General features: G+C 71.9%; 19 protein-coding genes and 2 pseudogenes. 8 read left to right on the forward strand and 13 right to left on the reverse strand.

Going from position 1 to position 25,657, the window contains the following annotated elements:
- Positions 1-125: 125 nt before the first annotated feature.
- A complete protein-coding gene (locus AC0KTA_RS25390; RefSeq protein ID WP_481050530.1) occupies positions 126-1,592 on the reverse strand; it encodes an MFS transporter in 1,467 nt (488 codons plus the stop codon).
- 123 nt (positions 1,593-1,715) lie between these two features.
- On the opposite strand from AC0KTA_RS25390, the gene AC0KTA_RS25395 reads away from it, so the two are divergent.
- From AC0KTA_RS25395 to era, 3 genes are all read left to right on the forward strand, one after another.
- Entirely contained in the window at positions 1,716-2,621 is a 906-nt protein-coding gene (locus tag AC0KTA_RS25395; protein WP_481050531.1) for a helix-turn-helix transcriptional regulator, read from the forward strand.
- Positions 2,622-2,651: 30 nt separating this feature from the next.
- Positions 2,652-3,005, forward strand: a complete 354-nt coding sequence (locus tag AC0KTA_RS25400; protein ID WP_189729738.1) for a cytidine deaminase — start codon at positions 2,652-2,654, stop codon at positions 3,003-3,005.
- A 275-nt stretch (positions 3,006-3,280) separates the two neighbouring features.
- Complete coding sequence (gene era / locus AC0KTA_RS25405; RefSeq protein WP_481050532.1) at positions 3,281-4,243, forward strand: GTPase Era; 963 nt, start codon at positions 3,281-3,283, stop codon at positions 4,241-4,243.
- Between the two features lie 229 nt (positions 4,244-4,472).
- On the opposite strand, the gene AC0KTA_RS25410 is transcribed toward era, so the two are convergent.
- From AC0KTA_RS25410 to leuA, 8 genes are all read right to left on the reverse strand, one after another.
- Positions 4,473-5,735, reverse strand: a complete 1,263-nt coding sequence (locus AC0KTA_RS25410; RefSeq protein ID WP_481056553.1) for an MFS transporter — start codon at positions 5,733-5,735, stop codon at positions 4,473-4,475.
- Positions 5,732-7,105 carry a GH1 family beta-glucosidase gene (locus tag AC0KTA_RS25415; RefSeq protein ID WP_481050533.1) on the reverse strand — a complete coding sequence of 458 codons (1,374 nt, stop codon included), beginning with the start codon at positions 7,103-7,105 and terminating at the stop codon, positions 5,732-5,734. The genes AC0KTA_RS25410 and AC0KTA_RS25415 overlap by 4 nt, the downstream gene beginning before the upstream one ends.
- 86 nt (positions 7,106-7,191) lie before the next feature.
- Entirely contained in the window at positions 7,192-8,472 is a 1,281-nt protein-coding gene (locus AC0KTA_RS25420; RefSeq protein ID WP_481050534.1) for a sialidase family protein, read from the reverse strand.
- A 171-nt stretch (positions 8,473-8,643) separates the two neighbouring features.
- On the reverse strand, positions 8,644-9,348 hold the full coding sequence (locus AC0KTA_RS25425; RefSeq protein WP_481050535.1) for a response regulator transcription factor: 705 nt from the start codon (positions 9,346-9,348) through the stop codon (positions 8,644-8,646).
- Complete coding sequence (locus AC0KTA_RS25430; protein WP_481050536.1) at positions 9,345-10,709, reverse strand: sensor histidine kinase; 1,365 nt, start codon at positions 10,707-10,709, stop codon at positions 9,345-9,347. Before AC0KTA_RS25430 ends, AC0KTA_RS25425 begins: the two co-directional genes overlap by 4 nt.
- Before the next feature lie 122 nt (positions 10,710-10,831).
- Positions 10,832-12,937, reverse strand: a complete 2,106-nt coding sequence (locus tag AC0KTA_RS25435) for an MMPL family transporter (RefSeq protein WP_481050537.1) — start codon at positions 12,935-12,937, stop codon at positions 10,832-10,834.
- Positions 12,938-13,143: 206 nt separating this feature from the next.
- Positions 13,144-13,821: a TerB family tellurite resistance protein gene (locus AC0KTA_RS25440; RefSeq protein WP_481056554.1), complete on the reverse strand. Its 678-nt coding sequence runs from the start codon at positions 13,819-13,821 to the stop codon at positions 13,144-13,146.
- Positions 13,822-14,223: 402 nt separating this feature from the next.
- On the reverse strand, positions 14,224-15,948 hold the full coding sequence (gene leuA, locus AC0KTA_RS25445; protein ID WP_481050538.1) for a 2-isopropylmalate synthase: 1,725 nt from the start codon (positions 15,946-15,948) through the stop codon (positions 14,224-14,226).
- Between the two features lie 343 nt (positions 15,949-16,291).
- Here leuA and AC0KTA_RS25450 point away from each other — a divergent pair, with 343 nt between their 5' ends.
- From AC0KTA_RS25450 to AC0KTA_RS25470, 5 genes and pseudogenes are all read left to right on the forward strand, one after another.
- Positions 16,292-17,353: a M4 family metallopeptidase gene (locus tag AC0KTA_RS25450; RefSeq protein ID WP_481050539.1), complete on the forward strand. Its 1,062-nt coding sequence runs from the start codon at positions 16,292-16,294 to the stop codon at positions 17,351-17,353.
- A gap of 53 nt (positions 17,354-17,406) precedes the next feature.
- Positions 17,407-17,673: a protealysin inhibitor emfourin gene (locus AC0KTA_RS25455; RefSeq protein ID WP_481050540.1), complete on the forward strand. Its 267-nt coding sequence runs from the start codon at positions 17,407-17,409 to the stop codon at positions 17,671-17,673.
- 162 nt (positions 17,674-17,835) lie between these two features.
- Positions 17,836-18,626, forward strand: a pseudogene (locus AC0KTA_RS25460) (Tn3 family transposase).
- 93 nt (positions 18,627-18,719) lie between these two features.
- Positions 18,720-19,084, forward strand: a pseudogene (locus tag AC0KTA_RS25465) (winged helix-turn-helix transcriptional regulator).
- Between the two features lie 110 nt (positions 19,085-19,194).
- Complete coding sequence (locus AC0KTA_RS25470; RefSeq protein ID WP_481050541.1) at positions 19,195-19,962, forward strand: dienelactone hydrolase family protein; 768 nt, start codon at positions 19,195-19,197, stop codon at positions 19,960-19,962.
- Positions 19,963-20,618: 656 nt separating this feature from the next.
- On the opposite strand, the gene AC0KTA_RS25475 is transcribed toward AC0KTA_RS25470, so the two are convergent.
- Genes AC0KTA_RS25475 through AC0KTA_RS25490 form a run of 4 tightly spaced genes read right to left on the reverse strand, consistent with a single transcriptional unit; the run spans position 20,619 to position 25,600 of the window.
- Positions 20,619-21,554 (reverse strand): dihydrodipicolinate synthase family protein, encoded by a 936-nt coding sequence (locus tag AC0KTA_RS25475; RefSeq protein WP_481050542.1) that lies wholly within the window; start codon positions 21,552-21,554, stop codon positions 20,619-20,621.
- The gene (locus AC0KTA_RS25480) at positions 21,551-22,609 is read right to left on the reverse strand and encodes an oligopeptide/dipeptide ABC transporter ATP-binding protein (protein ID WP_481056555.1); all 1,059 of its coding nucleotides are present in this window, start codon (positions 22,607-22,609) and stop codon (positions 21,551-21,553) included. Before AC0KTA_RS25480 ends, AC0KTA_RS25475 begins: the two co-directional genes overlap by 4 nt.
- Positions 22,610-22,637: 28 nt before the next feature.
- Positions 22,638-24,641 carry a dipeptide/oligopeptide/nickel ABC transporter permease/ATP-binding protein gene (locus AC0KTA_RS25485; protein WP_481050543.1) on the reverse strand — a complete coding sequence of 668 codons (2,004 nt, stop codon included), beginning with the start codon at positions 24,639-24,641 and terminating at the stop codon, positions 22,638-22,640.
- Positions 24,641-25,600, reverse strand: coding sequence for an ABC transporter permease (locus AC0KTA_RS25490; RefSeq protein WP_481050544.1), 960 nt, complete (start codon positions 25,598-25,600; stop codon positions 24,641-24,643). Before AC0KTA_RS25490 ends, AC0KTA_RS25485 begins: the two co-directional genes overlap by 1 nt.
- Positions 25,601-25,657: the final 57 nt, after the last annotated feature.

Below are 25,657 nucleotides of genomic sequence, written 5' to 3' on the forward strand. Positions count from 1 at the left end.
TCAGGGCGAGCGGATGGCTCCGGGTGCCCCAGGGGTGGCGGCGGCGGGCCAGGACGAGGTCCGCACTCGCGAGACGGCCGCACCGGCCGGGTGGGTGGGGGAACCCGTCCGCCGCGAAGCGGCGGTCAGAGCCTCCGGCGGAGGCCGACGGCCACCAATACCGCCGCGGCGAGGACGATTCCCGCGTCCAGGATGAGGACGGTACGCGTACCGGCAAGAACGTCCTCCGTCGTGGTGGCGAGGATGCCGAGCAGCGGGATGCCGATGGTGATGCCGACCTGCTGGGTGGACGTCACCAGGCCGGTGGCCAGCCCCTGTTCCGTGTCGGGGACGCCCGACGTGACAGTGACCCCGTACGAGACGATCGCACCGAGGTGGAACATGCTGGCCACCGAGACGGCGGCCGTTGCCAGCCACACCGACCAGGCCCCCTCGCCCACGGCGACCAGAGACGCCACGAACACGCCCTGCCCGAGCAGCGACCCGACCAGCGTGCGGCGCGGCCCGAAGCGGCCGATGACCTTCGGGGCGTACATGCCCGCGACGACCGACAGGACGCCCTGCACGCCGAAGACGAGACCGGTCTGGAAGGCGGAGAGACCGAGGACGTCCTGGAGGTAGAGGGTGAGGACGAAGACGACCGTCGACATCATCGAGAACGTGACCAGGCCGCCCAGGTTCCCCCACGCCACCGTGCGGCGCCGCAGCATCGGCAGCGACACCAGCGGAGCCGCGGCCCGCGACTCGACGTAGCCGAAGGCGAGGAGCAGGGCGATACCGGCGACGAGCGTGACGAGCACGTCGGCGCCGCCGAAGCCGCGCTCGGCGGCGGTGGACAGGGCGTAGATCAGGGCGAGCAGCCCGCCGGTGACGGTGACGGCGCCGGGGACGTCGAGCCGGGGACGGTCCGGGGTGCGGGACTCGGGCAGCAGGCCGGGGGCCAGGGGCAGCACGATCAGGGCGAAGAGCGTGAGCAGGCCCATGGTGGAGCGCCAGCCGAGGGTGTCGGTGAGGACACCGCCGAGCACCATGCCGACGGTGAAGCCGAGGGAGAGCAGCGTGCCGGAGATGCCGAGCGCGCGGTCCCGCTGCGGACCTTCGGGGAAGGTCGTGGTGAGCAGGGACATGCCGGTCGGTACGATCGCCGCCGCACCCACGCCCTGCAGCGCCCGCCCGGCGAGGAACGACGCCGGGTCCCAGGCGAGGGTGGCGAGCAGCGAGGCCGCCCCGAACAGCGCGAGCCCGGCGAGGAACAGCCTGCGCCGCCCGAAGAGGTCGCCGAAGCGGCCGAAGAGCAGCAGGAAGCCACCGGACGGCAGCGCGAAGGCGGTGACCGCCCACTGCAGCGCGGCATGGCTCATGCCGAGATCCGAACCGAGCACGGGCAGCGCCACGTTCAGTACGGAGAAGTCGAGCGCGACCATGAACTGCGCGGCGCAGAGGACGAAGAGGATGAGCCGGTCGCGGCGGGAGAGCCGGGGCGGCGGCCCGGCGGCAGCGGCGGCCTTCGCGGCGTCAGCGTGGGTCGGGGCCTCGGCGGCGGCCGGGGAGGAAGCGGCGGTCGGGGAGGGAGCGGAAGTGTCTATCGCCATGGTCGACAGCGTCCGTCGGCCGGAATAGCCGTGGGGAGCGGGAACTTATGCTGGTGGTGCGAACACCAGGTACGACGACCGCGTACGCATGAACCGCGTACGCATCGTGCGGACCGCGTACGGATGACAGGGGGAGCGGTGGCCGGCCAGGTCGAGGAGCGGGCCGACGGGGCGAAGGCGCGTCGCCGCAGCGAGCTGCGGGACTTCCTGATGAGCCGCCGGGCCCGGGTGAGCCCGGCGGAGGCGGGCCTTCCGGAGGGCGGCCGCCGCCGCACCCCGGGGCTGCGTCGCGAAGAGGTCGCGGTCCTCGCGGGCGTGGGGGCGTCCTGGTACCAGTGGCTGGAGCAGGGCCGGGACATCTCCGTGTCCCCGCAGGTCCTGGACGCCGTGGCCCGGGTCCTGAAGCTGTCCGGCACCGAGCGCCGCCACCTGTACATGCTCGCGGGACTCAACCCGCCCGTGCCGCGGGCCGAGGAGGGCACCGCGGACATGTGCGAGGGCCTGCGGCGGCTCATCGACACGTGGATGCCGTACCCGGCCCACATCATGGACCGCTACTACAACTGCGTCGTCTACAACGACGCGGCCGCGACGGTCCTCGGCATGCGCCCCGAGATCACCCAGAACTGCCTCCTCGACTTCTTCACCGACCCCATGTACCGCTCGCGCAGCATGAGTTGGGAGCAGAACGCGGAGACGCTCGTCGCGCAGCTCCGCGCGGCCTGCTCCGAGCACCCCGAGGACGAGGGCTTCCAGGAGCTGCTCGCCCGGCTGCACGACACGGGCGAGGAGTTCACCTTGCTGTGGGAGCGCCAGGACATCCGGCCCGCGGGCCAGGTCCACAAGGAGCTCGACCACCCGCTCGTGGGCATCCTGCACGTGGAGTCGACCTCCCTGAAGGTGCCCGCGCGGCCCGACCTGACCGTCGTGCTGCACACCCCGCTGCCGCTGGCCGACACCGCGGCGAAGCTGGCGTGGCTCGCGTCGCCGGAGGCGCGGCGCGGGGCGATGTACCGGGTGGCCGGGTGAGCGCCGGGCACGGCTCCTTATGCTCGTGCCATGACTGAGCGCACCGACCTCGCCGCCGAGGACCAGAAGATCGTCACCCTTGCCCGCTCGGCCCGCGCCCGCAACGGCGTGCCGGAGGGGGCGGCGGTGCGGGACGAGACGGGACGTACGTACGTCGCCGGGACGGTCGCCCTCGACTCGCTCCGGTTGTCCGCGCTGCGCACGGCCGTCGCGATGGCCGTGGCGTCCGGGGCGGAGTCGCTGGAGGCGGCGGCGGTCGTGTCCGCCGAGGAGGCGCTTCGCGCGGAGGATCTGGCGGCGGTGCGGGATCTCGGCGGGGCCGGTACACCGGTGTTCCTCGCGGGGGCGGACGGGGCGGTACGCCTGACGGCCGCGGCGGGCTGATCCCTCGCGGGGCGCCCCAGTCCCACCCCTTCCCGTAACCAGGGGGCTCCGCCCCCTGGACCCCCGTATCGCCGCTCCGCGGCTCGTCCTCAAACGCCGGACGGGCTAAAAGAGGTGCCGGTGCGGAGCCCCAGGAGAAGGGCGGGTGGGTGGGGGAAAGAGCCCGCCCGGCGTTTGAGGGCGAGGCGCGGAGCGCCGAAAAGCGGGGGCGAGGGGGCGCAGCCCTCACCCGGGACCACCGCCCAAGGCGCCCGCGCCCGAAAACATCGGGGACAATGGGCCCCATGAGCGTGCGTACCCAGTCACCCCAGCCCTCCGAGCAGGCCGTCCACCGCGCCGGTTTCGCCTGCTTCGTCGGCCGCCCCAACGCGGGCAAGTCCACCCTTACGAACGCTCTGGTCGGCAAGAAGGTGGCGATCACCTCGAACCGGCCGCAGACGACCCGGCACACCGTGCGCGGCATTGTGCACCGGCCCGACGCCCAGCTGATCCTGGTGGACACCCCGGGGCTCCACAAGCCGCGCACGCTGCTCGGCGAGCGGCTGAACGACGTCGTCCGGACCACCTGGGCCGAGGTCGACGTCATCGGGTTCTGCCTGCCCGCGAACGAGAAGCTCGGGCCCGGCGACCGGTTCATCGCCAAGGAGCTGGCGTCGATCAAGAAGACGCCGAAGGTCGCGATCGTCACGAAGACGGACCTCGTGGACGGCAAGACGCTCGCCGAGCAGCTCATCGCCGTCGACCAGCTCGGCAAGGAGCTGGGCTTCGAGTGGGCCGAGATCGTGCCCGTCTCGGCGGTCGGCGAGAAGCAGGTCGGCCTGCTCGCGGATCTGCTGGTGCCGCTCCTGCCGGAGGGGCCCGCGCTGTATCCCGAGGGTGACCTCACGGACGAGCCCGAGCAGGTCATGGTCGCGGAGCTGATCCGCGAGGCCGCGCTCGAAGGCGTACGGGACGAGCTTCCGCACTCCATCGCCGTGGTCGTCGAGGAGATGCTGCCCCGGGAGGACCGGCCCGCCGACAAGCCGCTGCTCGACATCCACGCCTTCGTCTACATCGAGCGGCCCAGCCAGAAGGGGATCATCATCGGTCCCAAGGGGAAGCGGCTCAAGGACGTCGGAATCAAGTCCCGCAAGCACATCGAGGCCCTCCTCGGCACGCCGGTCTACCTCGACCTCCACGTCAAGGTGGCCAAAGACTGGCAGCGGGACCCCCGCCAGCTCCGCAAGCTGGGCTTCTGAGCCTTCGCGGGGCGCCCCGGTCCCGCCCCTTCCCGCAACCGGGGGCTGCCGCCCCCTGGACCCCCGCTGATCGCCGCTTCGCGGCTCGTCCTCAATCGCCGGACGGGCTAAAACTCAGCCGCACCGGCGAAAGTTCTAGCCCCTCCGGCGTTTGAGGAGCGGGGGTCTGGGGGCGGAGCCCTCAGTTTCGGGAAGGGGCGGGACCGGGGCGCACCCGCGAGGCCCCCGCCTACTCCACCCCCCGAACCCTCCCCACCAACACCGCCCCCGCCAAGCCGACCCCCGCCGCCACCCCGTACAGCACCCGGTACCCGCCCAGATGCGTCACGATCGGCGCGGCCAGGGCGGGGGCCGCCACCTGGGGCAGGGAGTTGGCGATGTTGATGACGCCGAGGTCCTTGCCGCGGTCGCGGGCCGCGGGGAGGACGTCCGTCATCAGGGCGAAGTCCACGGACGTGAACACGCCGAAGCCGACGCCGAGCACCGCCGCCGCGACGATCGCCCCGGGCCAGGTCTGCCAGACGGAGAGCAGTGCCGTCGCCCCGGCCATGAGCACCCCGGACCCCAGCACGAACGGCTTCCTGCGGCCCACCCGGTCCGACCAGGCGCCACCCACGACCACCGTCGCGAGCAGGGTCAGGCCGTTCACGGCGGTCAGGATCAGTACGCCCTCCTCGGGATCCGGGTGGTCGAGGCGGTCCCGCAGGTAGTACAGGAGGTACAGCAGCACCAGGGAATTGCTGAGGTTGATCAGGAAGCGGGTCAGCCAGGCCCAGCCGAGGTCGGGGTGGCGGCGCGGGCTCAGCCAGAAGCCGGCCCAGAAGGCCCGCCGGTCCCAGGGCGGCCGGTCGGCCGGGTCGAGCCGCAGATCCCGGTGGCGTACGACGTACGGCAGGACGCCCACCAGCGTGAACACCGCGCACGCCGCGTACCCGCCCACCGTGCCGCCCGCCAGCGTCGCGAGCCCCGTCCCGCCCACCACGCCGAGCAGCTGCGCCGCCCCGAGCCAGCCGCCGACCGAGCCCCGCTGGAGCCGCGGCACCCGGTCCGGGACCGCCGCCGTGACCGCCGCGAACGCCGCGTTCAGGGTGAGCTGGACCAGGCACCAGCCCGCCGCCATCCACCACACCGAGTCCGCGGCGGACAGCAGCAGCAAGGATGCCGCGCCGCCCGTCGCGCCCGCCACTATCCACGGGCTGCGCCGCCCCCACCGCGCCGTCGTGCGGTCCGACACCGCGCCGAACAGCGGGTTCGCGACCACCGACACGACCGCGCCGACACCCGTCACCCACGCGAGCACCGTCTCCTTGGACGTGCCGGACGGTGCCAGGTCCTCGGCCTGCACGGCGAGCAGGATCTGCAGCGGCCCGTACCAGCCCACCCAGATCGCCCCGTTGGCGAGGGAGAGCGCCGAGATCCAGCCGCGGCCGACCCGCTCGGACGGCTCCGCGAGGGCGCCCGCGCCCGTAGCCCGCGGGACACCGCGGCTCACCCCCGGGCCGCCCGCAGCTCCTTGCGCAGCCACTCGTACGACGCCTTCGGCGTGCGCCGCTGCGTGGCGTAGTCGACGTGGACGAGGCCGAAGCGCTGCCGGTAGCCCTCCGCCCACTCGAAGTTGTCCAGGAGGGACCACACGAAGTAGCCGCGCACGTCGACCCCGGCCTCCAGCGCCCGGTGCAGCGCCCGCAGGTGGCCGTCCAGGTAGTCGATGCGTTCCTGGTCGTCCAGGCCCTCGTACGAGCAGCCGTTCTCGGTGATGACCAGGGGTGGGAGGCGGTCGCCGTAGCGGTCGCGGAAGGTCAGGAGGAGTTCCGTCAGGGACTCGGGGACCACCGGCCAGCCGAAGTCCGTCGTGGGGCGGCCCTCGATTTCCCTGGGGGAGAAGGGGAGTTCGGGTGGCAGGGCGAGTCCCGAGAACTCGGTGACGGTGGCGTCCGGCCGCGGGGCGCCCACCTTCGTCGGCTGGTAGAAGTTGATGCCGTACCAGTCGAGCGGCTGCCCGATCAGCTTCAAGTCGGCGTCCAGGTCCGGGACTTCGGCGCCGAGCAGCTCCGCGATCACTTCCGGGTAGCGGCCCGTGATCAGGGGATCGGAGAACATCCGGTTCAGGAGCACGTCGTAGAGGTCCGCCGCCTCGCGGTCCTCGGCGGCGTCCGATGCGGGCCAGGTCGGGCCGTGCGAGTTCGCGATGCCGATGTCGTCCGCGCCCGCCGCGCGCAGCGCCGCCACCGCGAGCCCGTGGGCCAGGAGCTGGTGGTGGGCGGCCGGCAGCGCGTCGAACAGGAGCTGCCTGCCGGGGGCGTGCTGCCCGAGGGCGTGGCCGAGCAGGGCGTGCTCGGCGGGCTCGTTGAGGGTGATCCACTTCGGTACGCGGTCACCGATGCGGGCCGCGACGACGGCGGCGTACTCGGCGAAGCGCTTGGCGGTGTCCCGCCGCAGCCAGCCGCCCGCCTCTTCGACCGCGAGCGGGGTGTCCCAGTGGAAGAGGGTCGGCACGGGCCGCACCCCCGCCGCGCACAGCTCGTCGACGAGCCGGTCGTAGAAGTCCAGGCCGCGCTCGCTGACCTCGCCGGTGCCCCGCGGCAGCACCCGCGGCCAGGAGACCGAGAAGCGGTACGCGCCCACGCCCAGGTCGCGGATCAGCGCCACGTCCTCGCGGTAGCGGCGCACGTGGTCGCAGGCCACGGCGGCCGTCGTGCCGTCCTTGACGTTGCCGGGCAGGGCCGTGAACGCGTCCCACACCGAGGGCCCGCGCTCGTCGGCGGAGCCCTCGATCTGGTGGGCCGATGTGGACACTCCCCACAGGAAGCCGTGGGGGAAGCGGGGCAGCGGTGCGCGCGTCGTCGCCATGCGCGCGATCATCCGTACCGGCCGGTACGGAAGTCAACGCCCGTGCGGCAAGCGATTTCCAAGGACTCGCTGGGTCCTTTCGCCGTGGCCCGTACTCGCTACACCACCACCCGTCGCCACACCACCCGTTCGTACGTCCCCGTGACCCCCGTCTCGTACAGGAGGCCGATCGCCCGGGGGCCCACCTGGACGAGGTCCGAGTAGCCGGCCCGGTCCTGGGACAGGGTCAGGAGCTTGGTGAAGGTGAGGCCCGTGTCGCGGCTGCGCCAGAGGGACATGGCCTGGCGGGCGGTGGGGACGGAGGGGCCGGAGAAGAGGAGGGAGCCGCCCCAGCCGCTCGTGTGGAGGACGCTCGCCTGCACGACGGGAACGTCGTTGAGGGTGGGCTGAACGGCGTAGGGCCGGTCGAGGGTGCGCCCGCCGTCGGAGGAGTAGGAGTCGAGCCGGTTGCCGACGGCGACACCGTGCTGGTCACGGGAGCTGAAGTACAGGCGGCCGTCGGGAAGCTGCGCGGCACTGGACTCGTTGGAGTTGTGCACCCCGTCGTAGGAGTCGTCCACGAACCCGATCCGCCAGGACTGCCCGTGGTCGTCGCTGTAGAGGGCGTGCCCGCCGTAGTACTTGGGCTCCTGCCCGTTGTCGGAGGAGCCGGGCGCGGGCGCGGCCGAGTGGTTGGCGGGCACGACGAGCCGCCCGGCGTGCCGCCCGCGGGTGAGCGCGACGGCGTGCCCGGGCCCCGTCGCGTACCACCGCCATTGGGGCCGCTTCACGGCGGACGTGATCTCGCGCGGCACGGAGAAGGTGCGGCCGTCGTCCCGGCTGCTCTGCACGAAGACGCGGCGGCTCTGCGCGGCCGTGACCTCGCCGCGCATGATCTGCCCCTCGGTGACGGCACCGCTGTTGTAGGAGGTGAGCAGGACGACGCGGCCGGTCCTGGGGTCGACGACGGGCGCCGGGTTGCCCCGGGTGTCGCCCTTGCCCGCGGCGACCACGGCGAGCGGCCCCCAGGTGCAGCCGCCGTCGGTGGAGCGCCGCAGGACGACGTCGATGTTGCCGGTGTCGGAGTCGCTGGCGCGCCGCCCCTCGGCGAAGGCGAGCAGCGTGCCGCGGTCGGTGCGGACGACGGCGGGGATGCGGAAGGTGTCGTAGCCGTAGGTGTCGGCGGTGTACGGCACGGAGCTGGAGCAGCCGGGCGCGCGGCCCCCGGCGGAGGCGGCGGCGGGCGGACCGCCGAGGCCGGCGAGTGCGGTGAGCCCGGCCGCGGCGGCCAGGGCCACGGCACCGGCGGCGAAGCGGTGGCGTACCGGGACTGAGGGACGTCTGCTGCGGATCGCGCGGGTCATACGGCTCAGGTGGCTCATACGGCTCGTGCGGCTCATACGGCTCCTCACGGCGGGACGTGGGACGTAGGACGTCCCGCGTGAAGCTAATGCGCCTCGGGCGGTACGACAATACCCCTGCGTCGCGACAGAGTTGACGCTGTGTTGACGCACCTGAGTGACGGCCGCGCATTCGAGGGAGCCCGCCGGGGTGCCGTCCGCGAGCTCCCGTCAGGGCGTCAGGCCGGGTGTCACCAGGCCCGATTCATAGCCCAGGATCACCAGCTGGGCCCGGTCCCGCGCCCCCAGCTTCCCCATGATCCGGCTGACGTGTGTCTTCGCGGTGAGCGGGCTGAGCCCGAGCGCCTCGGCCACCTCGGTGTTGTTCAGGCCCCGCGCGACCAGGGTGAGGACCTGCCGCTCGCGGTCGGAGAGGGCGCCGAGCGAGGAGGGCGCGGGCCCCTCGGCCTCCGGGGTGGCGGGCTGGCGCAGCACGCGGGCGATGAGGCACGCGGTGGGGCCCGGCGAGAGGAGCGACTCGCCCGCGGCGACGGTGCGGATCGCGTCGAGCAGGTCGGCGGGCCTGGTGTCCTTGACCAGGAAGCCGGACGCCCCGGCGCGCAGCGCCTCGACGACGTGCTCGTCGGTGTCGTACGTGGTGAGCATCAGGACCTTCACGCCGGCCAGGTCCTCGTCGGCGGCGATCAGGCGGGTGGCCTCGATGCCGTCGAGGTCGGGCATGCGGATGTCCATGACGACGAGGTCGGCGCGCTCGGTGCGGGCCAGGTCGACCGCCTCGCGCCCGGTCCCGGCCTGCGCGACGACCTCCATGTCCCGCGCGGACTCCACGAGCATGGCGAAGGCCGCCCGCACGAGCGCCTGGTCGTCGGCGAGCAGCACCCGTATCGCCCTGTCCTCCTGGTGCACCGGGCTCACCCGTCCCCCCGTTCCAGCGGCAGCACCGCGGCCACCTCGAAGCCCGGGGCGCCGTCCGCCCTGGGTCCCGCCTCCACCGTTCCGCCCACGCTGCGGGCCCGCTCCCGCATCCCGATGAGCCCGAAGCCGGGCGCGTCCCCGGCCGCCTTCCCGGCGGGAGCCGAGGCCGAAACAGAGGCCGACGCCGCCCGCCCCGCCCCCGCCGGAACCAGCGCCGCCCCCGAGGACACCCCCACCCCGTCGTCCCGCACCGTCACCCGCAGCTCCCCGTCCGCCTCCCCTATCCGCACGGCGACACTCAGGCCGGGCCCGCCGTGGCGTACCGCGTTGGTGAGGGCCTCCTGCACGATGCGGTACGCGGCGGCGCCGACCGCGGGCGGCACCGTGCGGTCCGGGGTGCGCACCGCGAGGTCGACCTTCGCGCCCGCCGTGCGCGCCGCGTCCGCGAGGTCGCCGAGGCCGCCGAGGCCGGGGAGGGGGCCGCGGGACTCGTCGGCGGCGCCCGGGCCGCCCGGCCCGTCCGCGCCGGAGGACCGCAGCACCTCCAGCGTCGCCCGCAGCTCGCCCCGCGCGGTGCGGCAGGTCTCGGCTATGTCGTCGAGCGCGCCCGCGATGGCCGCGCGGTCCAGGCGTTCGGGGTCGGCGGCGAGGACGTGCGCGGCGACCGAGGTCTGCACGCCGACCAGGGTGATGCTGTGCGCGAGCAGGTCGTGCAGGTCGCGGGCGACCCGGAGGCGCTCCTCCGCGACCCGCCGCCGCGCCTCCTCCTCGCGGGTGCGCTCGGCGCGCTCGGCGCGTTCCAGGGCCGAGGCGACGTACTGCCGGTGGACGCGCACATAGGTGCCGAAGATCAGCACGGCGACGATCCAGCCCATGATCCGCACGATCTCGGTGACCGGGTCCCCGCCGACGCTCGCGTTGACGACGAGGATGGCGCCGATGATGTGGAGGCCGGTCAGCAGCGTGCGGCGGGGGCGTCCGGAGACGGCGACGGAGTAGAGGGCGACCATGCCGACGTGGGTCGCGGCGGTGTGCGTGTAGTCCAGGGCGTGGTACGGCCCGACGAAGGCCATGGTGGCGAGCAGCGTCGTCATCGGCCTGCTGCGGCGCCAGACGATGGGGATGTGGGCGCCGAGGAGGAGCGTCCAGCCGAGCGCGTCCGGTGACCGGCCGTCCTTCATCAGGTGGGCGAGCACGGTGGCGAGTCCGGCGAGCAGCACCGCGAGCAGCGCGTCCTCCCGCAGGGCGCGCCGCGTTCCCGGCACGGCTCCGGAGAACGGCCACCACGGGCGCGAGGCGGACGGCGGGTACGGCACGTCGTCGGCTCCCCCTTCTCGTACGCGTGTCGCGGGTACGTCCATGCGTGGCCCTCATCTTCCTGTACGGCGGCGCCCCTCCGACAGGGAGGGGCGCCGCTTGGGTGGTCGCGGGATCAGCGCCGCGTCGGTGATCGCGGGTCAGTGCCGCGTCGGTGGTCGCCGGGTCAGGGGGCCCGGACCAGTTCCGGAGTACGGGACTCCGGTGCCGGTGGCGGGGTCTTCGCCTTCGACAGCGGTCCCGGCCACCACACCTTCCGGCCGAGGGCCAGGCTCGCGGAGGTCACCAGGTACGTGCGCACCAGGAAGGTGTCCAGGAGCACGCCGACCGCGATGACGAAGCCCAGTTCGACGAGCTGGACCAGCGGCATGTTGGTGAGGACGGCGAACGTCGCGGCGAGGACCAGGCCCGCGGAGGCGATCACGCCGCCCGTGGTGCGCAGCGCGGTGAGCGCGGCGGGACCCGTCTCCACCCCGGCCAGGCACTCCTCGCGCATGCGGTGCATGAGGAAGATGCCGTAGTCGACGCCGAGGGCGACGAGGAAGCAGAAGGACAGCAGGCCGAGCCCCGGGTCGGTGCCCTCGAAGCCGAAGACCGGCCCGAAGACGAGTCCCGCGATGCCCAGCGAGGCACCCCACACCGCGACGACCGCGAGGAGCAGCAGCAGCGGGGCGATCAGCGCCCGCAGCAGGGCGACGAGGATCAGGAGCACCGCTGCGAGGACGATCGGTACGACGACCCACATGTCACGCCGGTTGGTGTCCTCCAGGTCGATCTGTTCGGCGCTCGGCCCGCCGACGTACGCGCCCTGCGGGTCCAGTTTGTCGCGGAGTCTCTCGAGGGTGGCGGTTTCCGCCGCCGTCTGCGGCGCGGCCTTGGCGGTGACGGAGATCTCGGTCCACTGCTTCGAACTCCGGCCGCGCTCCGCGCTGTCGACGCCCGGCACGCCCCGGGCGTCGGCGAGCGCGCGGTCCGCGCGGTCGGTGGGCGCGATGACGCTGATGGGCTGGGTGCCGCGTTCCGGGTAGGCGGCGGCTAGCGTCTCCATCGCGGCGATGGAGTCGGGCTTGCTGGTGAAGGAGTCCTCCTGCTTGAGGTGGCCGGGCAGGGCGAACGCCCCCAGGGCCAGGGCTCCGAGCAGGACCGCGCCCGAGGCGAGCACGGTGAGCGGGCGACGCCCGGCGGACGAACCCATCGACTGGAACAGCGACTTCCGCTTCTTCGGTTCGCTGCCGAACGCGGGCACCAGCGGCCAGAACACCCGCCGCCCGAAGAGGACGAGCAGCGCGGGCAGCAGCGTCATCATCGCCACCAGCGCACACAGCACGCCCACGGCGCCGAGCGGCCCCATCCCGCGGCTGCTGTTGAGGTCGGCGGCGAGCAGACAGAACAGGCCGGCGGCGACGGTGCCGGAGGAGGCGAGCACGGCGGGCCCGCAGCCGCGCAGCGCGGTGCGCATGGCGTCGTACGGCCGCTCGATCCGGCGCAGTTCCTCGCGGTAGCGGGCGACGATCAACAGCGCGTAGTCCGTGCCCGCGCCGAAGACGAGGATCGTCATGATGCCCGAGCTCTGGCCGCTGATCGAGACGTCGAAGGCCTGGTTGAGGCCGTAGGCAACGCCCATGGAGAGGTAGTTGGCGACTCCGGCGACCGCGAGCGGCACCAGCCACAGGAGCGGGCTGCGGTAGATGAGGATCAGCAGGATGGCGACGACGCCGACCGTGGTGTAGAGCAGCGGGCCGTCCAGGGACGTGTAGACCTCGCTCGCGTCGGTGGCGAGCGCGCCGGACCCGCCGACGTTCACGCTCAACCCGTCTGCGCCGTCGGGGGCCTTCACCACGTCCCGCACGTCGTTGACGAAGACGTCCCGCTTCTCCTCGTCCGTGCCCGGCGCGGTGCTGGCGACCGGGTACATGAGTGTCGCACCGTCCTTCGACGCCACCCCCGTGGGCGTCGCGACGAGCTTCAACTGCCGGTCCACGGACGCCACTTGCTCGTCGGCCGTCTTCCGGTCGGCGGCGCTCAGGCCGCCGTCGCGGTGGTAGACGAGCACCAGCTCGGTGCTCTCGCCGCCGGGCAGCTGCTCCTGGATCTTGGCGACCTGCGTGGAGTCGGCACTCGCGGGCAGATAGTCCACGGCCCGGTCGCGCTGTACGTCGCCGAGCTTCCCGGCGAACGGCCCGGCGAGCGCGAGCACGGCGACCCACAGGCCGAGCAGCACCCAGGGCACGGCACGTGGCCGTCGGCGCTTGGTCGTTGATGCGGCCCCCATTGGTGGGCCTCCCTCCGTGACGGTGTCTGACGGCTTCCAGACTTCCGTCGCGGGAGGGGCTATTCGTCGCGCCGGAGGGCGAGTTGAGGGTTACCTCCGGGGGTGGCTCGGGGCGCGGACTACTCCCCGGGGAGTATCGGGGCGCAGTAGTCCGTACGCGGGCGGGGCACCGTGCGCGTACGGACGTGCGGGGCCGTGCGCGGACGTCAGCGCGGCGTCCGCGTCGCCGCCACGAGCAGGCGTGCCACGTCGTCGGGGTCGATGGTCAGCGCGCAGCCCGCGGTGGCGAGCACGTCGCGCTCGGCGGGCGTGTACGGCCCGTCGGCGAGGGCGATCCGGGCGCCCTGCAGGAGCAGCGCCTCGCGGCCCGCGGGGGCGAGGTGCGGGGCGAGCGGGCCGAGCGCCTCGTGGAGTTCGATGGCGAGGCCGGGCGCGCAGTCCGGGGCGCCGATCCTGCCGGTGTCGGCGGCGAGCGCGTCGATCAGGGCGGCGAGGCGTTCCTCGGTGCAGTCGTCGAAGCCGGCGCCGCGCAGGGTGGTGACGGCGGCGTCCAGGGCGGCGCGGGCGGCGCCGCCGCCGGTGGTCAGGACGGCGAGGGCGACGGTGTGCACGGCGTCGCGGAGCATCGTGGAGAGCCGGACGGTCGTGGGGTGGTCGAGCGCGTCCAGGCCGAAGTGGTCCTGGCAGGCGGCGCATTCGACGACGGGACCGGTGTCGCCGCGGGAGAGCAGCGGCACGCCGAGGAACACGAAGCGGCGACGGCCGGTGCGCCGTTGGTAGTTGCGGTCCCCGCCGCAGCCGGGACAGAAGAACTCGCCGTCGCAGACGGTGGTCCAGGCGGTGCGGGTGCCGATCAGGCGGCCGCCGCGGCCGTGGTGCAGCAGGCGGGCGAGCGGCCCGCCGCGGCCCGGGGCACGGACGCCGCGTCGGGCAAATGGTGCGGTTCTGCCGAAGATTCGGGATTCCCGGCCTTTTCGTCCCCGATCTGGCAGCACCACGCACCTCCATGACGCCGCGGCAGCCCTGCCGCGTTGGCGTGATGTTAGCCACATCGATGATGCCGCGTCAGTACCCCGTACGGGAGATGGCCGGTTGCTGGCCTGGACCAGTCACCGGACGCGGGCCGGCCCCGCCCGCCAACAGGACGGACAGGGCCGGGCTGTGCTCTTCCGGGGGACAACCCCCGGACCCCCGGCCGAAAAGCAGGTCAGCCGGGGTGACCTGCGCAGACACCACAGGGCGAGCCGCAGCCAAAGTCTCCGCTCGGATGGGAGTCCGGGGCAGGATCAGCGGGCCGCGCGGTTGACGGCGGAGACGACGGCCTTCATGGACGCACGTGTCGTATTCGCGTCGATGCCGACGCCCCACAGGACGCGGTCGCCGATGGCGCACTCGATGTACGAGGCGGCCTGCGCGGAGGCGCCCTCGCTCATCGTGTGCTCCTGGTAGTCGAGCAGGCGCACGTCGATGCCGACGACGGACTGCAGGGCGTTGAAGAACGCGGAGATCGGGCCGTTGCCGGAGCCGGTCAGGACGACGTCGGCGCCGTCGACGGTGGCCTCGGCGGAGAGCGTGTCGGTGCCGTCGACGTCCGTGATCGTCTGGCCGTTCTTGACCTGGATGCGGCCCCAGGGGCTGTCCGGGTTCGGCAGGTACTCGTCCTGGAAGACGCTCCAGATCGCGTCCGGCGTGAACTCGCCGCCCTCGGCGTCGGTCCGCGCCTGGATGATCTTCGAGAACTCGATCTGCATGCGCCGCGGCAGGTCCAGCTTGTGGTCGTTCTTCAGGACGTACGCGACGCCGCCCTTGCCGGACTGGGAGTTGACGCGGATCACGGCCTCGTAGGAGCGGCCGACGTCCTTGGGGTCGATGGGCAGGTACGGCACGGCCCACTCGATGTCGTCGACGGTCCTGCCCGCGGCGGTGGCGCGGGCCTCCATCGCGTCAAAGCCCTTCTTGATGGCGTCCTGGTGGGAGCCGGAGAAGGCGGTGTAGACCAGGTCGCCCGCGTAGGGGTGGCGCGGGGGGACCTCCATCTGCGTGCAGTACTCGTAGACGCGGCGGATCTCGTCGATGTCCGAGAAGTCGATCTGCGGGTCGATGCCCTGGCTGAACAGGTTCATGCCCAGGGCCACCAGGTCGACGTTGCCGGTGCGCTCGCCCTGGCCGAACAGGCAGCCCTCGACGCGGTCGCCGCCCGCCATCACGGCGAGTTCGGCGGCGGCGACGGCGGTGCCGCGGTCGTTGTGCGGGTGGATGGACAGGCAGACGTGCTGCCGCCGGGAGAGGTTCCGGGACATCCACTCGAAGCGGTCCGCGTGCGTGGAGGGCGTCGAACGCTCCACCGTGGCGGGCAGGTTGAGGATGATCTCGCGGTCGGCGTCGGGCTGCCAGACGTCCATGACGCCTTCGCAGACCTCGAGGGCGAAGTCCAGCTCGGTGTCGGTGAAGATCTCCGGGCTGTACTGGTAGCCGAACACCGTGGCCGGGTCGAGGATCTTCTCGGCGTACTCCATGACCAGGCGCGTGCCGTCGACGGCGATCTGCTTGACCTGGTCGCGGGAGCCGCGGAAGACGACCTCGCGCCAGACCGGCGCGGTCGCGTTGTACAGGTGGACGTTCGCGCGCTTGGCGCCCTTCAGGGACTCCACGGTGCGCTCGATCAGCTCCTCGCGCGCCTGCGTGAGGACGGAGATCGTCACGTCGTCCGGGATGGCGTCCTCGTCCTCGACGATGGAGCGTACGAAGTCGAAGTCGGTCTGGCCGGAGGACGGGAAGCCGACCTCGATCTCCTTGTAGCCCATGCGGACCAGCAGGTCGAACATCGCGCGCTTGCGGGCGGGCGACATCGGGTCGATGAGTGCCTGGTTGCCGTCGCGCAGGTCGGTGGACAGCCAGCGGGGCGCGACCGTGATGCGCCGGTCGGGCCAGGTGCGGTCGGGGATGTCCACCTGCTCGTACGCGCCGTATTTGTGGATCGGCATGGAGCTGGGGCGTTGGAAGTTCGGCATCGTGTGCGGGGCTCCTCGGGAGGTCCGGAAGGACGGCCGACGGTTTGCACAGCACCGAACTCCGCGGGGAGGGGGTCGGCCTGCTACAGGCCCTCGCCGCGGCAGCTAAGGAGAAGCAGCCCGAAACGCATGATGCGGGGCAGCCTAGCCGAGGTCCGCGGATTGCGCGGGCGCGTATCAGTATGCGGGACCTGGGGGACATAACGGATGAAAAGTGCCGTACGTCACTCAGGGAGGACTCCGAATATCATCCGGAGAGGATCTTGAGGGTCCGAATACGCCTCTTTCACCAATCATGGTGGCAGCTAGTGACAGCGGCATGACCCAGTGCCACATTGCCGCCATGACCGCCAACCCAACGGGTTTCGAGCCCGTTTTCTGCACGATCGTGCCACCCGTCGTCCTGGACCGGCTCGCCCAGTCCTCGGACCCCGCGCTCGCCCGGGCCGCACGCCGCACACTCCAGCGCGACGCCTACGAGCGCACCCAGCGCCGCCTGACCACGGTCGTCGGCGCCCCCTCCGTCGCCGCCCCCAAGGGCGCCGTCGAGGGCAAGCCCTACCGCACCATCTACGACGCGAAGCACAAGACGGAGCTGCCCGGACGCAAGGTCCGCGGCGAGAGCGACAAGCCCGGCAAGGACGCGACCGTCAACCGCGCCCACAGCGGCCTCGGCGCCACCTTCGAGCTGTTCCTCAAGAGCTACGAGCGCGACTCCATCGACGGCAACGGCCTGCCGCTGAACGCGACCGTGCACTACGGCGAGGAGTACGGGAACGCCTTCTGGAACGGCGAGCAGATGGTGTTCGGCGACGGTGACGGCGAGATCTTCCTCGACTTCACCATCCCCGTCGACGTGATCGGCCACGAGCTGACCCACGGCGTCGTCCAGTACACGGCGAACCTCACGTACTTCGGCCAGCCCGGCGCCCTCAACGAGTCCATGGCGGACGTCTTCGGCTCGCTGATCAAGCAGTACACGCTCGGCCAGACCGCCGCCGAGGCCGACTGGCTGATCGGCGCGGGCCTGCTCGCCCCGCGCGTCACCGGCAAGGCACTGCGCTCCATGAAGGACCCGGGCAGCGCGTACGACGACGACGTGCTCGGCAAGGACCCGCAGCCCAAGGACATGGAGCACTACGTCAAGACGGGCCGCGACAACGGCGGCGTGCACATCAACTCCGGCATCCCCAACCACGCCTTCTACCTCCTCGCCGAGTCGCTCGGCGGGCACGCCTGGGAGCGCGCGGGGAAGATCTGGTACGACGTCCTGACCGGCGGGCAGCTCGCCCAGGACGCCTCCTTCGCGGACTTCGCGAAGCTGACGGTCACCGCGGCCCCCGAGGGCGAGCAGCGCGAGGCCGTCCTGAAGGCGTGGTCGCAGGTAGGCGTGCCCACGTCGTAGCCGTCCGGCCGCGCAGGGGTGCCGCGCGGCGCGCTCTGCGGTAGACAGGACCCATGCGTATCCAGGTGAAGCGCACGGGAGGTTTCGCGGGCATCGAGCGGCACGCGGAGGTCGACACCGCCGCGCGGCCGGATGCCAAGGAGTGGCATGCCCTGGCCGAACGGGCCGCGGCCGGCGGCCGGGGCACGCCCCCGATCGGGGTGCCCGACGGCTTCAGCTACCAGATCACCATCGACGGCCGGACCGTGTACTGCGCGGATCCCCGGCTGACGGAGGAGCAGCGGCAGCTGATCACGCGGGTGCTCAAGGAGGGGTCTTGACGATTCCTCTCCCTGCTGGGGTGTGACCGGGATACGCGCCAAAGGGGCAACGGGATGATCTTGAAGCCCTGAGTGCCCGCCGGCCGTCACCCATTCGGCTCAGTGTCGTTGGCTGATCACCACGCATGAGCTGCATCTGTTCTTCTCCCCTGGTCGCGTGAGCTGGAGTGGGCGGCCGATGCCACGGACTGCGCGTACCGGGCGGAGCGGACCGCCAAGCACCACCGGGGCCTGGTCCGCAAGCAGGCCGGAGTGACGTACGACCAGGCCAAGGCCCGCGGGATCGTCGAGCAGTCGATCCGCAAGGAGGCCGCGGCGAAGAACCGCCCGGCGGACCTCATTGACATCGCGCTGGAGAAGGTGGTGGAGGCCGGGCTGGAGCTGCCGGGGTTCTCGACCTTCGACAAGATGGCCTCGAAAATCCGTACCGAGGTGAACGCCTCGATCTGTACGGGCATCCACAACCGCATGAGCGCTGCCTACGCAGCCTTCCGCGAGGTCGGTCGCGTGATCCGCACCGTCCAGCTCCTGCGCTATCTCTCGGACGCGCCGCTTCGCCGACGGGTGACCGCGGCGACTAACAAGGTCGAGTCGTTCAACCGGTTCTCCCAGTGGATCGGCTTCGGCAACCGCGGTGTCATTGCCGACAACGCCCCATCGAGCAGGAGAAGGCGATGAAGTTCAACGCCCTGCTCACGAACGCGGTGATCTTCCACAATGCCCTGGACATCGCGGAGATCGTCCGCCAGCTGCCGGAAGAGGGATGGGAGATCGACCCGGAAGACCTGGCGCACATCTCGCCGTACCTGACCGAACACATCAACCGGTTCGGCGAGTACAGCACCCACGAACTCGGCATCCAGCCCGAGGCGTACGACCCGACACTCGACGTCGAGTTCACCCCGCTGCGCGAGCAGGACCTGACCGCCGCCGGTCTCGGCCGGGCTGCCTGAGCCGTGAGGGGACTAGCTGGTGACGCTCTTCACGGGAGCGGGCCGGTATACCCGACGCATGATGCTTCGAGAACCGAAGCGCAAGGAGTGGGCATGGGAGCCAGAACACCGCGGCCGGGTATGCCGGTACGAGGGTCCGCGTCGGGTCGTCCCGTCATGGCCGCACTTGATCTACTCGGGCGGCGCTGGACGATGCGCGTCCTGTGGGAACTGAGTCAAGCGCCGGCAGGCTTCCGCGAACTGCAGCGCCGATGCGAGCGCATGTCTTCCAGCGTGCTCAGCACCCGGCTCGACGAGCTGACCGGCGCCAGCCTGCTCACCCCCTGCACGAAGACGGCTACCACCTCACCCAGCTCGGTCAGGACCTCGTAGAGGCGCTGAGCCCGCTGGATGCCTGGAGCCGACGATGGGCCAGGGAAACGGGCGCCATCACGACAGGAGGATCCGGGCTGAAATGATCACAGCGTGCCTGGTGTGATCACGGCGTCGACGCCGTCCTGCCCGCGCTGCTCTGCCAGCGGCAGAACACCGGCCGGTCCGGGCTCGACGATCACTACAGTCCAGTCTCATGACGACGATTACGACGCGTACGGTCGAGTATCCGGCCGACGGTCTGACGATGATCGGGCACCTCGCGCTCCCGGCCGGTGTCGACCGCCGGCCCGCGGTGCTGCTCGGACCAGAGGGCATGGGGCTCAGCGACGTCGAGCGCCGCCGGGCCGATGCTCTCGCCGAGCTGGGATATATAGCGCTGGCCTTCGACCTTCATGGCGGGCGCTATTTGGGCGACCCCGAAGAGATGCTGGCCCGTTGCATGCCACTGCTCGCTGATCCCGACCGGATGCGAGGCATCGGCCATGCGGCGCTCGATGTGTTGCGCACCGAACCGCGGACCGACCCCGACCGGATCGCCGCCGTCGGCTACGGCACCGGGGGAGCCGTCGGGCTGGAACTCGGGCGCGACGGCGTCAACCTGCGCGCGATCGGCACAGTCAACGCAACTACCACGGGCCGACCGGGCGAGGCAGCGCGCATTCGCTGCCCGGTGTGGGCCGGGGTCGGGTCGGAAGACCCGATCATGCCACCCGCGCAACGGAACGCGTTCACCGCTGAGATGCAGGACGCGGGCGTCGACTGGCGCCTCGCCGTCTACGGCGGCGCCTTGCACGCCTTCCACCACCCGCCGGTCGATCACCCCACTGTCCCCGGCGTCGGCTACCACCCACAGCACGCGCAGCGAGCCTGGCGCGACGTCGTCGACCTGCTCGCCGAGTGCCTGCCCGTGACGGAGGATCTGGGGCATGACCCAGGTAAGCATGCTGGCCCCGGGCACTGACAGTCCACTCCCCTCAAGTCCGCACAGCAGAAACGCATTCGGGCGGTTACTCGATCGCGGAGACGTATTCACAACTACCGCAGTAAATGCCGGATTTACTGCGGCAGAGCCCCTACCGTGATCACCGCGACCTGCGGCGGACCAATCCGGCCGCCGGGGCGAGGTGTACGCATTTACTGCGGCAGTGTCAGGGGGTGGGCGGCGTGACGATCGAACTTCACGCGCAGGTCCTCGATACCGATCATGCCGCGCGGATGCGGCGACGCCGAAGTCCACGCCGCATGCGGGCTTGCCGTTCGGGGCGGCGGGCTTGGTCCCGGTGTGGACGCCGAAGGAGATGTACCAGCCGTTGCCGTCCCGCGAGATGGTGGCGTTGCGGATCGTCCCGCCGATGGCACGGGAGAGGCGGAAGCGGAACCACCCGAGCTTCGGGATGCGCACCTTGGCCCGCTTGCGGTTGAGCTTGCGGACCTCGACGGCTTGTCCGGGGAACGGGATGGACAGGCGATGGCCGCGCTTCTTGCGCGCCGGGGGCCGAAACAACGTCGCTGGGAACTTCCGGCAGGTAGTAAGGGCGGGTGGGTGGGGGATATAGCCCCTCCGGCGTTTGAGGAGCGGGGGTCCCGGGGGCGGAGCCCCCGTGGGCGGGAGTCGGCCTACAGCAAGCCGGCCGCCGCCAAGTGCTTACCCACTTGTTCCGTCTCCGCCGCGGACAGCGGGACCTGGGGCGCCGCCGTCAGGGGGCAGTCGATCACCCCGCGAAGATGCAGCGCCGCCTTGAACGCGCCGAGGCTGGACGAGCTGGCCCCCATGCGGAGGGGGTCCCCGACCCCCACCATGCGGAACAGCCCGCACAACCGTTCCTGCTCGGCACGGGCCCGCTCCCAGTCCCCTTCACGGGCGCAGCGGTACAACCGTACGTACCCGTGCGGATCGACGTTCCCGAGCCCGGGGACCACGCCGTCGGCCCCCATGGCGAGGGCGGAGTCGACGGTGAGCTCGGACCCGGTGAGCACGGCGAAGTCGTGCACGTCGGTGCGGGCGCGGGCGCCGAGGACCACCCGGCGCAGCGCCCCCTCGTCCCCGCTGGAGTCCTTGAGCCCGGCCAGGGCGCCTTCGGCGGCGAGTTCGAGCACGAGGTCGGCGTCGAGCTTGGAGTGGACGGAGACGGGGAGGTCGTAGGCGAAGACGGGCAGTTCGCCGCGGTCGGCGACGAGACGGAAGTGGCGGGTGATCTCGGCGGGGTGGGTGCGGGTGTAGAAGGGGGCGGTCACGACGACGCCGTCGGCCCCGGCGCCCGCGGCGGCGCGGACATGGTCGAGGACGCGGAGGCTCGCCATGTCGATGGCACCGGCGAGGACGGGCAGTTGCCCGGCCACGTGCCGCACGACGGTCTCGACGACGGTCCTGCGGTGCCCGTCCGGCAGATACGCGGCCTCGGAGGACGATCCGAGCACGAAGAGCCCGTCGACGCCGGCGCCGACCAGATGGTCGACGAGGCGCTCGAGGGATGTCACGTCCACCTCGTTGTCCGGGGTCAGGGGGGTGCACACGGGCGGGACGACACCGGTCAAGAGGGGAGGAAGCGTCATGGAGTCTCCTTGGACGTGGCCGTGGCGGCGGCCGTCGCTGCGGACGACTGGCTGACGAGGTCGCGGGTGGACTCGCCCGCCAGTACGGGGTGGTGGCACCGGTAGCGGTGCTCGGCGCCGGCGTCCGCGACGTCCGGCATGGCCGCCGCGCACACCTCGTCGGCCTTCCAGCACCGGGTGCGGAAGGGGCAGCCGCTGGGCGGCCGTGTGGCCGACGGTACCGGGCCGACGAGCGGAATCGGGTCGATCGGGTCGAGCAGCCCGGGTGTGGCCGAGAACAGCGCCCGGGTGTACGGGTGCCGGGCGTTGTCCAGGATCTCGGCGGCCGGCGACTCCTCGACGATCCGGCCCAGGTACATGGTGATGACCCGGTCACTCATCCTGCGTACCGTCTGGATGTCGTGCGAGACGAAGACGAGGGAGAGGTTCAGCCGCTCCTTCAGGTCCAGGAGCAGGTTGAGGATCTGGGCGCGTACGGAGACGTCGAGCGCGCTGGTCGGCTCGTCGGCCACCACCAGCTCGGGCTCCAGGGCCAGCGCGCGGGCGATCGCGACGCGCTGCCGCTGCCCGCCGGAGAGCTGCCCGGGCAGCGCTTCGGCGAGGACCTTGGGCAGGCCGACCAGGCTCATCAGCTCGCGTACGCGGTCGGCGCGCTGTTCGGGGGTGCCGCGGCGGTGCACGTCGAGCGGGTCGCGCAGGATCTTGTGGACGGGAAGGCGGCGGTTCAGGGCCGTGGACGGGTCCTGGAAGATCATGGCGGTGCCGGTGCCGATGGTGGTGCGGCGCTCGGCGGGCTTCATCTCCCACAGGTCCCGGCCGCGGTACGCGACCACGCCGGACGTCGGCCGCTGCACCCCGACGAGGACCTTCGCGAGGGTCGACTTGCCGCAGCCGGACTCGCCGACGACGCCCACGGTCTCGCCGGGGGCGATGCTCAGGTCGGCACCGGTCAGGGCGTACACCCGGTCGCGGGAGAACAGACCGCCGGTACGGGCCTTGTGGACGACGTGCGCGTCGCGCAGCGTGACCAGGGCGGCGGGGTCGTCCTCGGGCAGGTCCCCGGGGGCCCCAGAGGGTCCGGGCTCAGCTACGGTCACGGACCGCCTCGCTTCCTCGGAGCTGCGGCTCCGCTGTCTCGCCGCCGATCGCCGGGTGGTGACACGCCGTCTTGTGCCAGGGCTCGCCGAGCAGTTCGGGGGCGGTGGAGCGGCACACGTCGTCGGCCAGCGGGCACCGGTCGGCGAAGCGGCAGCCTGCGGGGAAGTCCGCGGGGGACGGGACGACGCCCTTGATCTGGGTGAGGCGCTGCGCCGCGGACTCCAGGGAGAGCACGGAGCCGAGCAGGCCGCGCGTGTAGTGGTGGGTGGGGGACTCGACCAGGTCGGCCGTCACGCCGGTCTCCACGATCTGCCCGCCGTACATCACGGCGACCCGGTCGGTGACGTCCGCGACGAGCGCCAGGTCGTGCGAGACCAGGATGAGCGCGAAGCCCAGCTCGGCCCGCAGCCGCAGCAGCAGCTGGATGACCTGGGCCTGCACGGTCACGTCGAGGGCGGTGGTGGGCTCGTCGGCGACGATGAGCTTCGGTTCGCGGGACAGGGACATGGCGATCAGGACGCGCTGGCGCTGGCCGCCGGACAGCTCGTGCGGATAGCTGCGCAGGGTGCGTTCGGGGTCGAGGCCGACGAGTTCGAGGAGCTCTTCGGGGCTGCGGCGGCCGCCGCGGCGTACGACCTGCTTGAGCTGGGCGCGTACGGTCATCGCCGGGTTCAGGGACGACAGGGCGTCCTGGTAGATCATCGCCATGTCGTGGCCGAGGAGGCGGCGCCGGGCCCGCATCGGGAGGCCGATCAGCTCCTGCCCGTCGAAGGTGACGTGGCCGCGCACCCGGGCGCCCTTGGGTTCCAGGCCCATCACGGTGAGCGCGGTCAGGGACTTGCCGCAGCCCGACTCGCCGACCAGGCCGAGGACTTCGCCGGGCCGCACCTCGAAGCTGATGCCGTCGACGATGTCCACGCCCGCGTGCCGCTCGTCGAAGCCGATCGCGAGGTCGCGCACGCTGAGCACGGGCGAGCCGTCGGGCAGCGGCCGGGCCCGCGAGCGCAGCCGTTCCGCCGCCTCGGTGAGCCCCGGCAGTTGCAGCACCTCACCGCTGCCCGGCTCCGGCGCCTCGACCGGGTCGTCCTTGCGCCCGGCCCCGGTGACGTCCCGTCCGGACGGCGCGGCCCAGGCGTCCGACACCCCCTCGGAGAGCACGTTCAGGGAGAGCACGGTGAGCAGCATCAGCAGGCCGGGGAAGACCGTCGCCCACCAGCCGCCGATCAGGACCATGTTCTTGCCGTCGGCGATGACGCTGCCCCAGGACGGGTCGGGCGGCCGCACGCCCGCGCCGATGAACGACAGCGACGCCTCGAACACGATCGCCTCGGCCACCTGCACCGTGCAGAAGACCAGGACCGGGGCGGCGCAGTTGATCGCCACGTGCTTGATGACGATGTGCGGGGTGCGCGCGCCGATGACCCGCTCGGCGACCACGTAGTCCTCGCCGTACTGGTCGAGCACGTTGGCGCGTACGACACGGGCGATCGGTGGCGTGAACAGGAACGCGATCGCGCAGATCAGTACGGTGATGCCGCCGCCGAAGACCGCGACGAGCACCGCCGCGAGCGCGATGCCGGGAAACGCCATGACGACGTCCAGGCAGCGCATCAGCGTCTCGTCGACCGCCTTGCGCGAGGTCGCCGCGATCGCGCCGATGACCGCGCCGACGACCAGCGCGAGCGTCGTCGCGCCCAAGCCGATGGCGAGCGACCAGCGCGCGCCGTACATCAGCCGGCTGAGGATGTCGCGACCCAGGCTGTCCTGGCCCATCCAGTGGTCGGCGGACGGGGCGCCGGTGCCGCCGACGAGGGTCTGCTGGTCCAGCGGGTCGTGCGGGGCGAGCAGCGGGGCGAACACGGCGACGAAGACGACGACGGTGACGACGCCGAGCGCGACGCGGGAGAGGACCGGCAGCTTCTTCAGGGAGCGCAGCCGGATGCCGGGCAGGGACAGCCGCTCGGTCAGCTTCTTGCGCGACTGGAGCATCAGGAGGTTCCCCTCAATCGCGGGTTCACCAGCAAGTAGAGGATGTCGATCACCAGGTTCACCACGACGAAGCCGACGGCCGTGGTGATGACGACGCCCTGCACGACGGCCGGGTCGCCGTTCTTCACCGCGTCGATCATGAGCTTGCCCATGCCGGGCAGCGAGAAGATCGTCTCGATGACGACCGCGCCGCCGAGCAGATAGCCGACGCGCAGGCCGAGCACGGTCAGCGGGTTGATGAGGGCGTTGCGCAGCACGTTGCGGCCGACGACCACGACCGGCGGCAGGCCGCTGCCGATGGCCGTGCGGACGTAGTCCTTGTCGAGCTCCTCGACGACGGCCGTGCGCACGATGCGCGTCATCTGGGCGGCCACCGGCAGGGACAGGGCGAGCGCGGGCAGCGTCATCGTCTTCAGCCACCCCGTGAAGGAGTCGCCCGGGTTGACGTATCCACCGGTCGGGAACCAGCCCAGGTCGACCGCCAGGTACTGGATCATCAGGAGCGCCAGCCAGAAGCCGGGCGCCGCGACACCGGTCAGGGAGACGACGCGGATGATCTGGTCGGGCAGCCGGTCGCGGTAGATCGCGGCGGCCACGCCCAGCGGCAGCGAGAGCAGCACCGCGATGCCGAGGCCCATGAAGGTGAGCTGCATGGTCAGCGGCAGCGCGGTCGTGATCTGGTCGATCACCGGCGAGCGGGTCAGCACGCTGATGCCCATGTCGCCGCCGAGCAGATCGCCCACGAAGTCCACGTACCGCACCGGCAGCGGATCCAGCAGGCCGTTGTCCTCGCGGAACTGGTGCAGCTGCTCCTGCGTGGGGTTCGCGCCCTGGAAGAACGCCGACGCCGGGTCGATGTCGGAGAATCGCATCACGAGGAACACGAAGAGCACGATGCCGAGCAGCAGCGGGACGAGCAGGGCGATGCGGCGGGCCAGGATGCGGAGGATCGCGGTCACTGCTTACGGCTCCTCTGGTCGCTCACGGCGTACGGCCTCCTCGGGTCGCTCACGGCG

It is taken from the genome of Streptomyces sp. Y309 (assembly GCF_056712025.1).

Bases quoted from the DNA above. Each gene is read 5' to 3' on its own strand.
- AC0KTA_RS25485 (WP_481050543.1), bottom strand. From the start codon at position 24,641: ATGCTCCAGTCGCGCAAGAAGCTGACCGAGCGGCTGTCCCTGCCCGGC.
- AC0KTA_RS25420 (WP_481050534.1), bottom strand. From the start codon at position 8,472: ATGAGCCGCACGAGCCGTATGAGCCACCTGAGCCGTATGACCCGCGCG.
- AC0KTA_RS25470 (WP_481050541.1), top strand. From the start codon at position 19,195: ATGACGACGATTACGACGCGTACGGTCGAGTATCCGGCCGACGGTCTG.
- AC0KTA_RS25435 (WP_481050537.1), bottom strand. From the start codon at position 12,937: ATGGGGGCCGCATCAACGACCAAGCGCCGACGGCCACGTGCCGTGCCC.
- AC0KTA_RS25400 (WP_189729738.1), top strand. From the start codon at position 2,652: ATGACTGAGCGCACCGACCTCGCCGCCGAGGACCAGAAGATCGTCACC.
- AC0KTA_RS25390 (WP_481050530.1), bottom strand. From the start codon at position 1,592: ATGGCGATAGACACTTCCGCTCCCTCCCCGACCGCCGCTTCCTCCCCG.
- AC0KTA_RS25430 (WP_481050536.1), bottom strand. From the start codon at position 10,709: ATGGACGTACCCGCGACACGCGTACGAGAAGGGGGAGCCGACGACGTG.
- AC0KTA_RS25450 (WP_481050539.1), top strand. From the start codon at position 16,292: ATGACCGCCAACCCAACGGGTTTCGAGCCCGTTTTCTGCACGATCGTG.
- AC0KTA_RS25475 (WP_481050542.1), bottom strand. From the start codon at position 21,554: ATGACGCTTCCTCCCCTCTTGACCGGTGTCGTCCCGCCCGTGTGCACC.
- AC0KTA_RS25395 (WP_481050531.1), top strand. From the start codon at position 1,716: ATGACAGGGGGAGCGGTGGCCGGCCAGGTCGAGGAGCGGGCCGACGGG.
- AC0KTA_RS25415 (WP_481050533.1), bottom strand. From the start codon at position 7,105: ATGATCGCGCGCATGGCGACGACGCGCGCACCGCTGCCCCGCTTCCCC.
- leuA (WP_481050538.1), bottom strand. From the start codon at position 15,948: ATGCCGAACTTCCAACGCCCCAGCTCCATGCCGATCCACAAATACGGC.
- AC0KTA_RS25455 (WP_481050540.1), top strand. From the start codon at position 17,407: ATGCGTATCCAGGTGAAGCGCACGGGAGGTTTCGCGGGCATCGAGCGG.
- era (WP_481050532.1), top strand. From the start codon at position 3,281: ATGGGCCCCATGAGCGTGCGTACCCAGTCACCCCAGCCCTCCGAGCAG.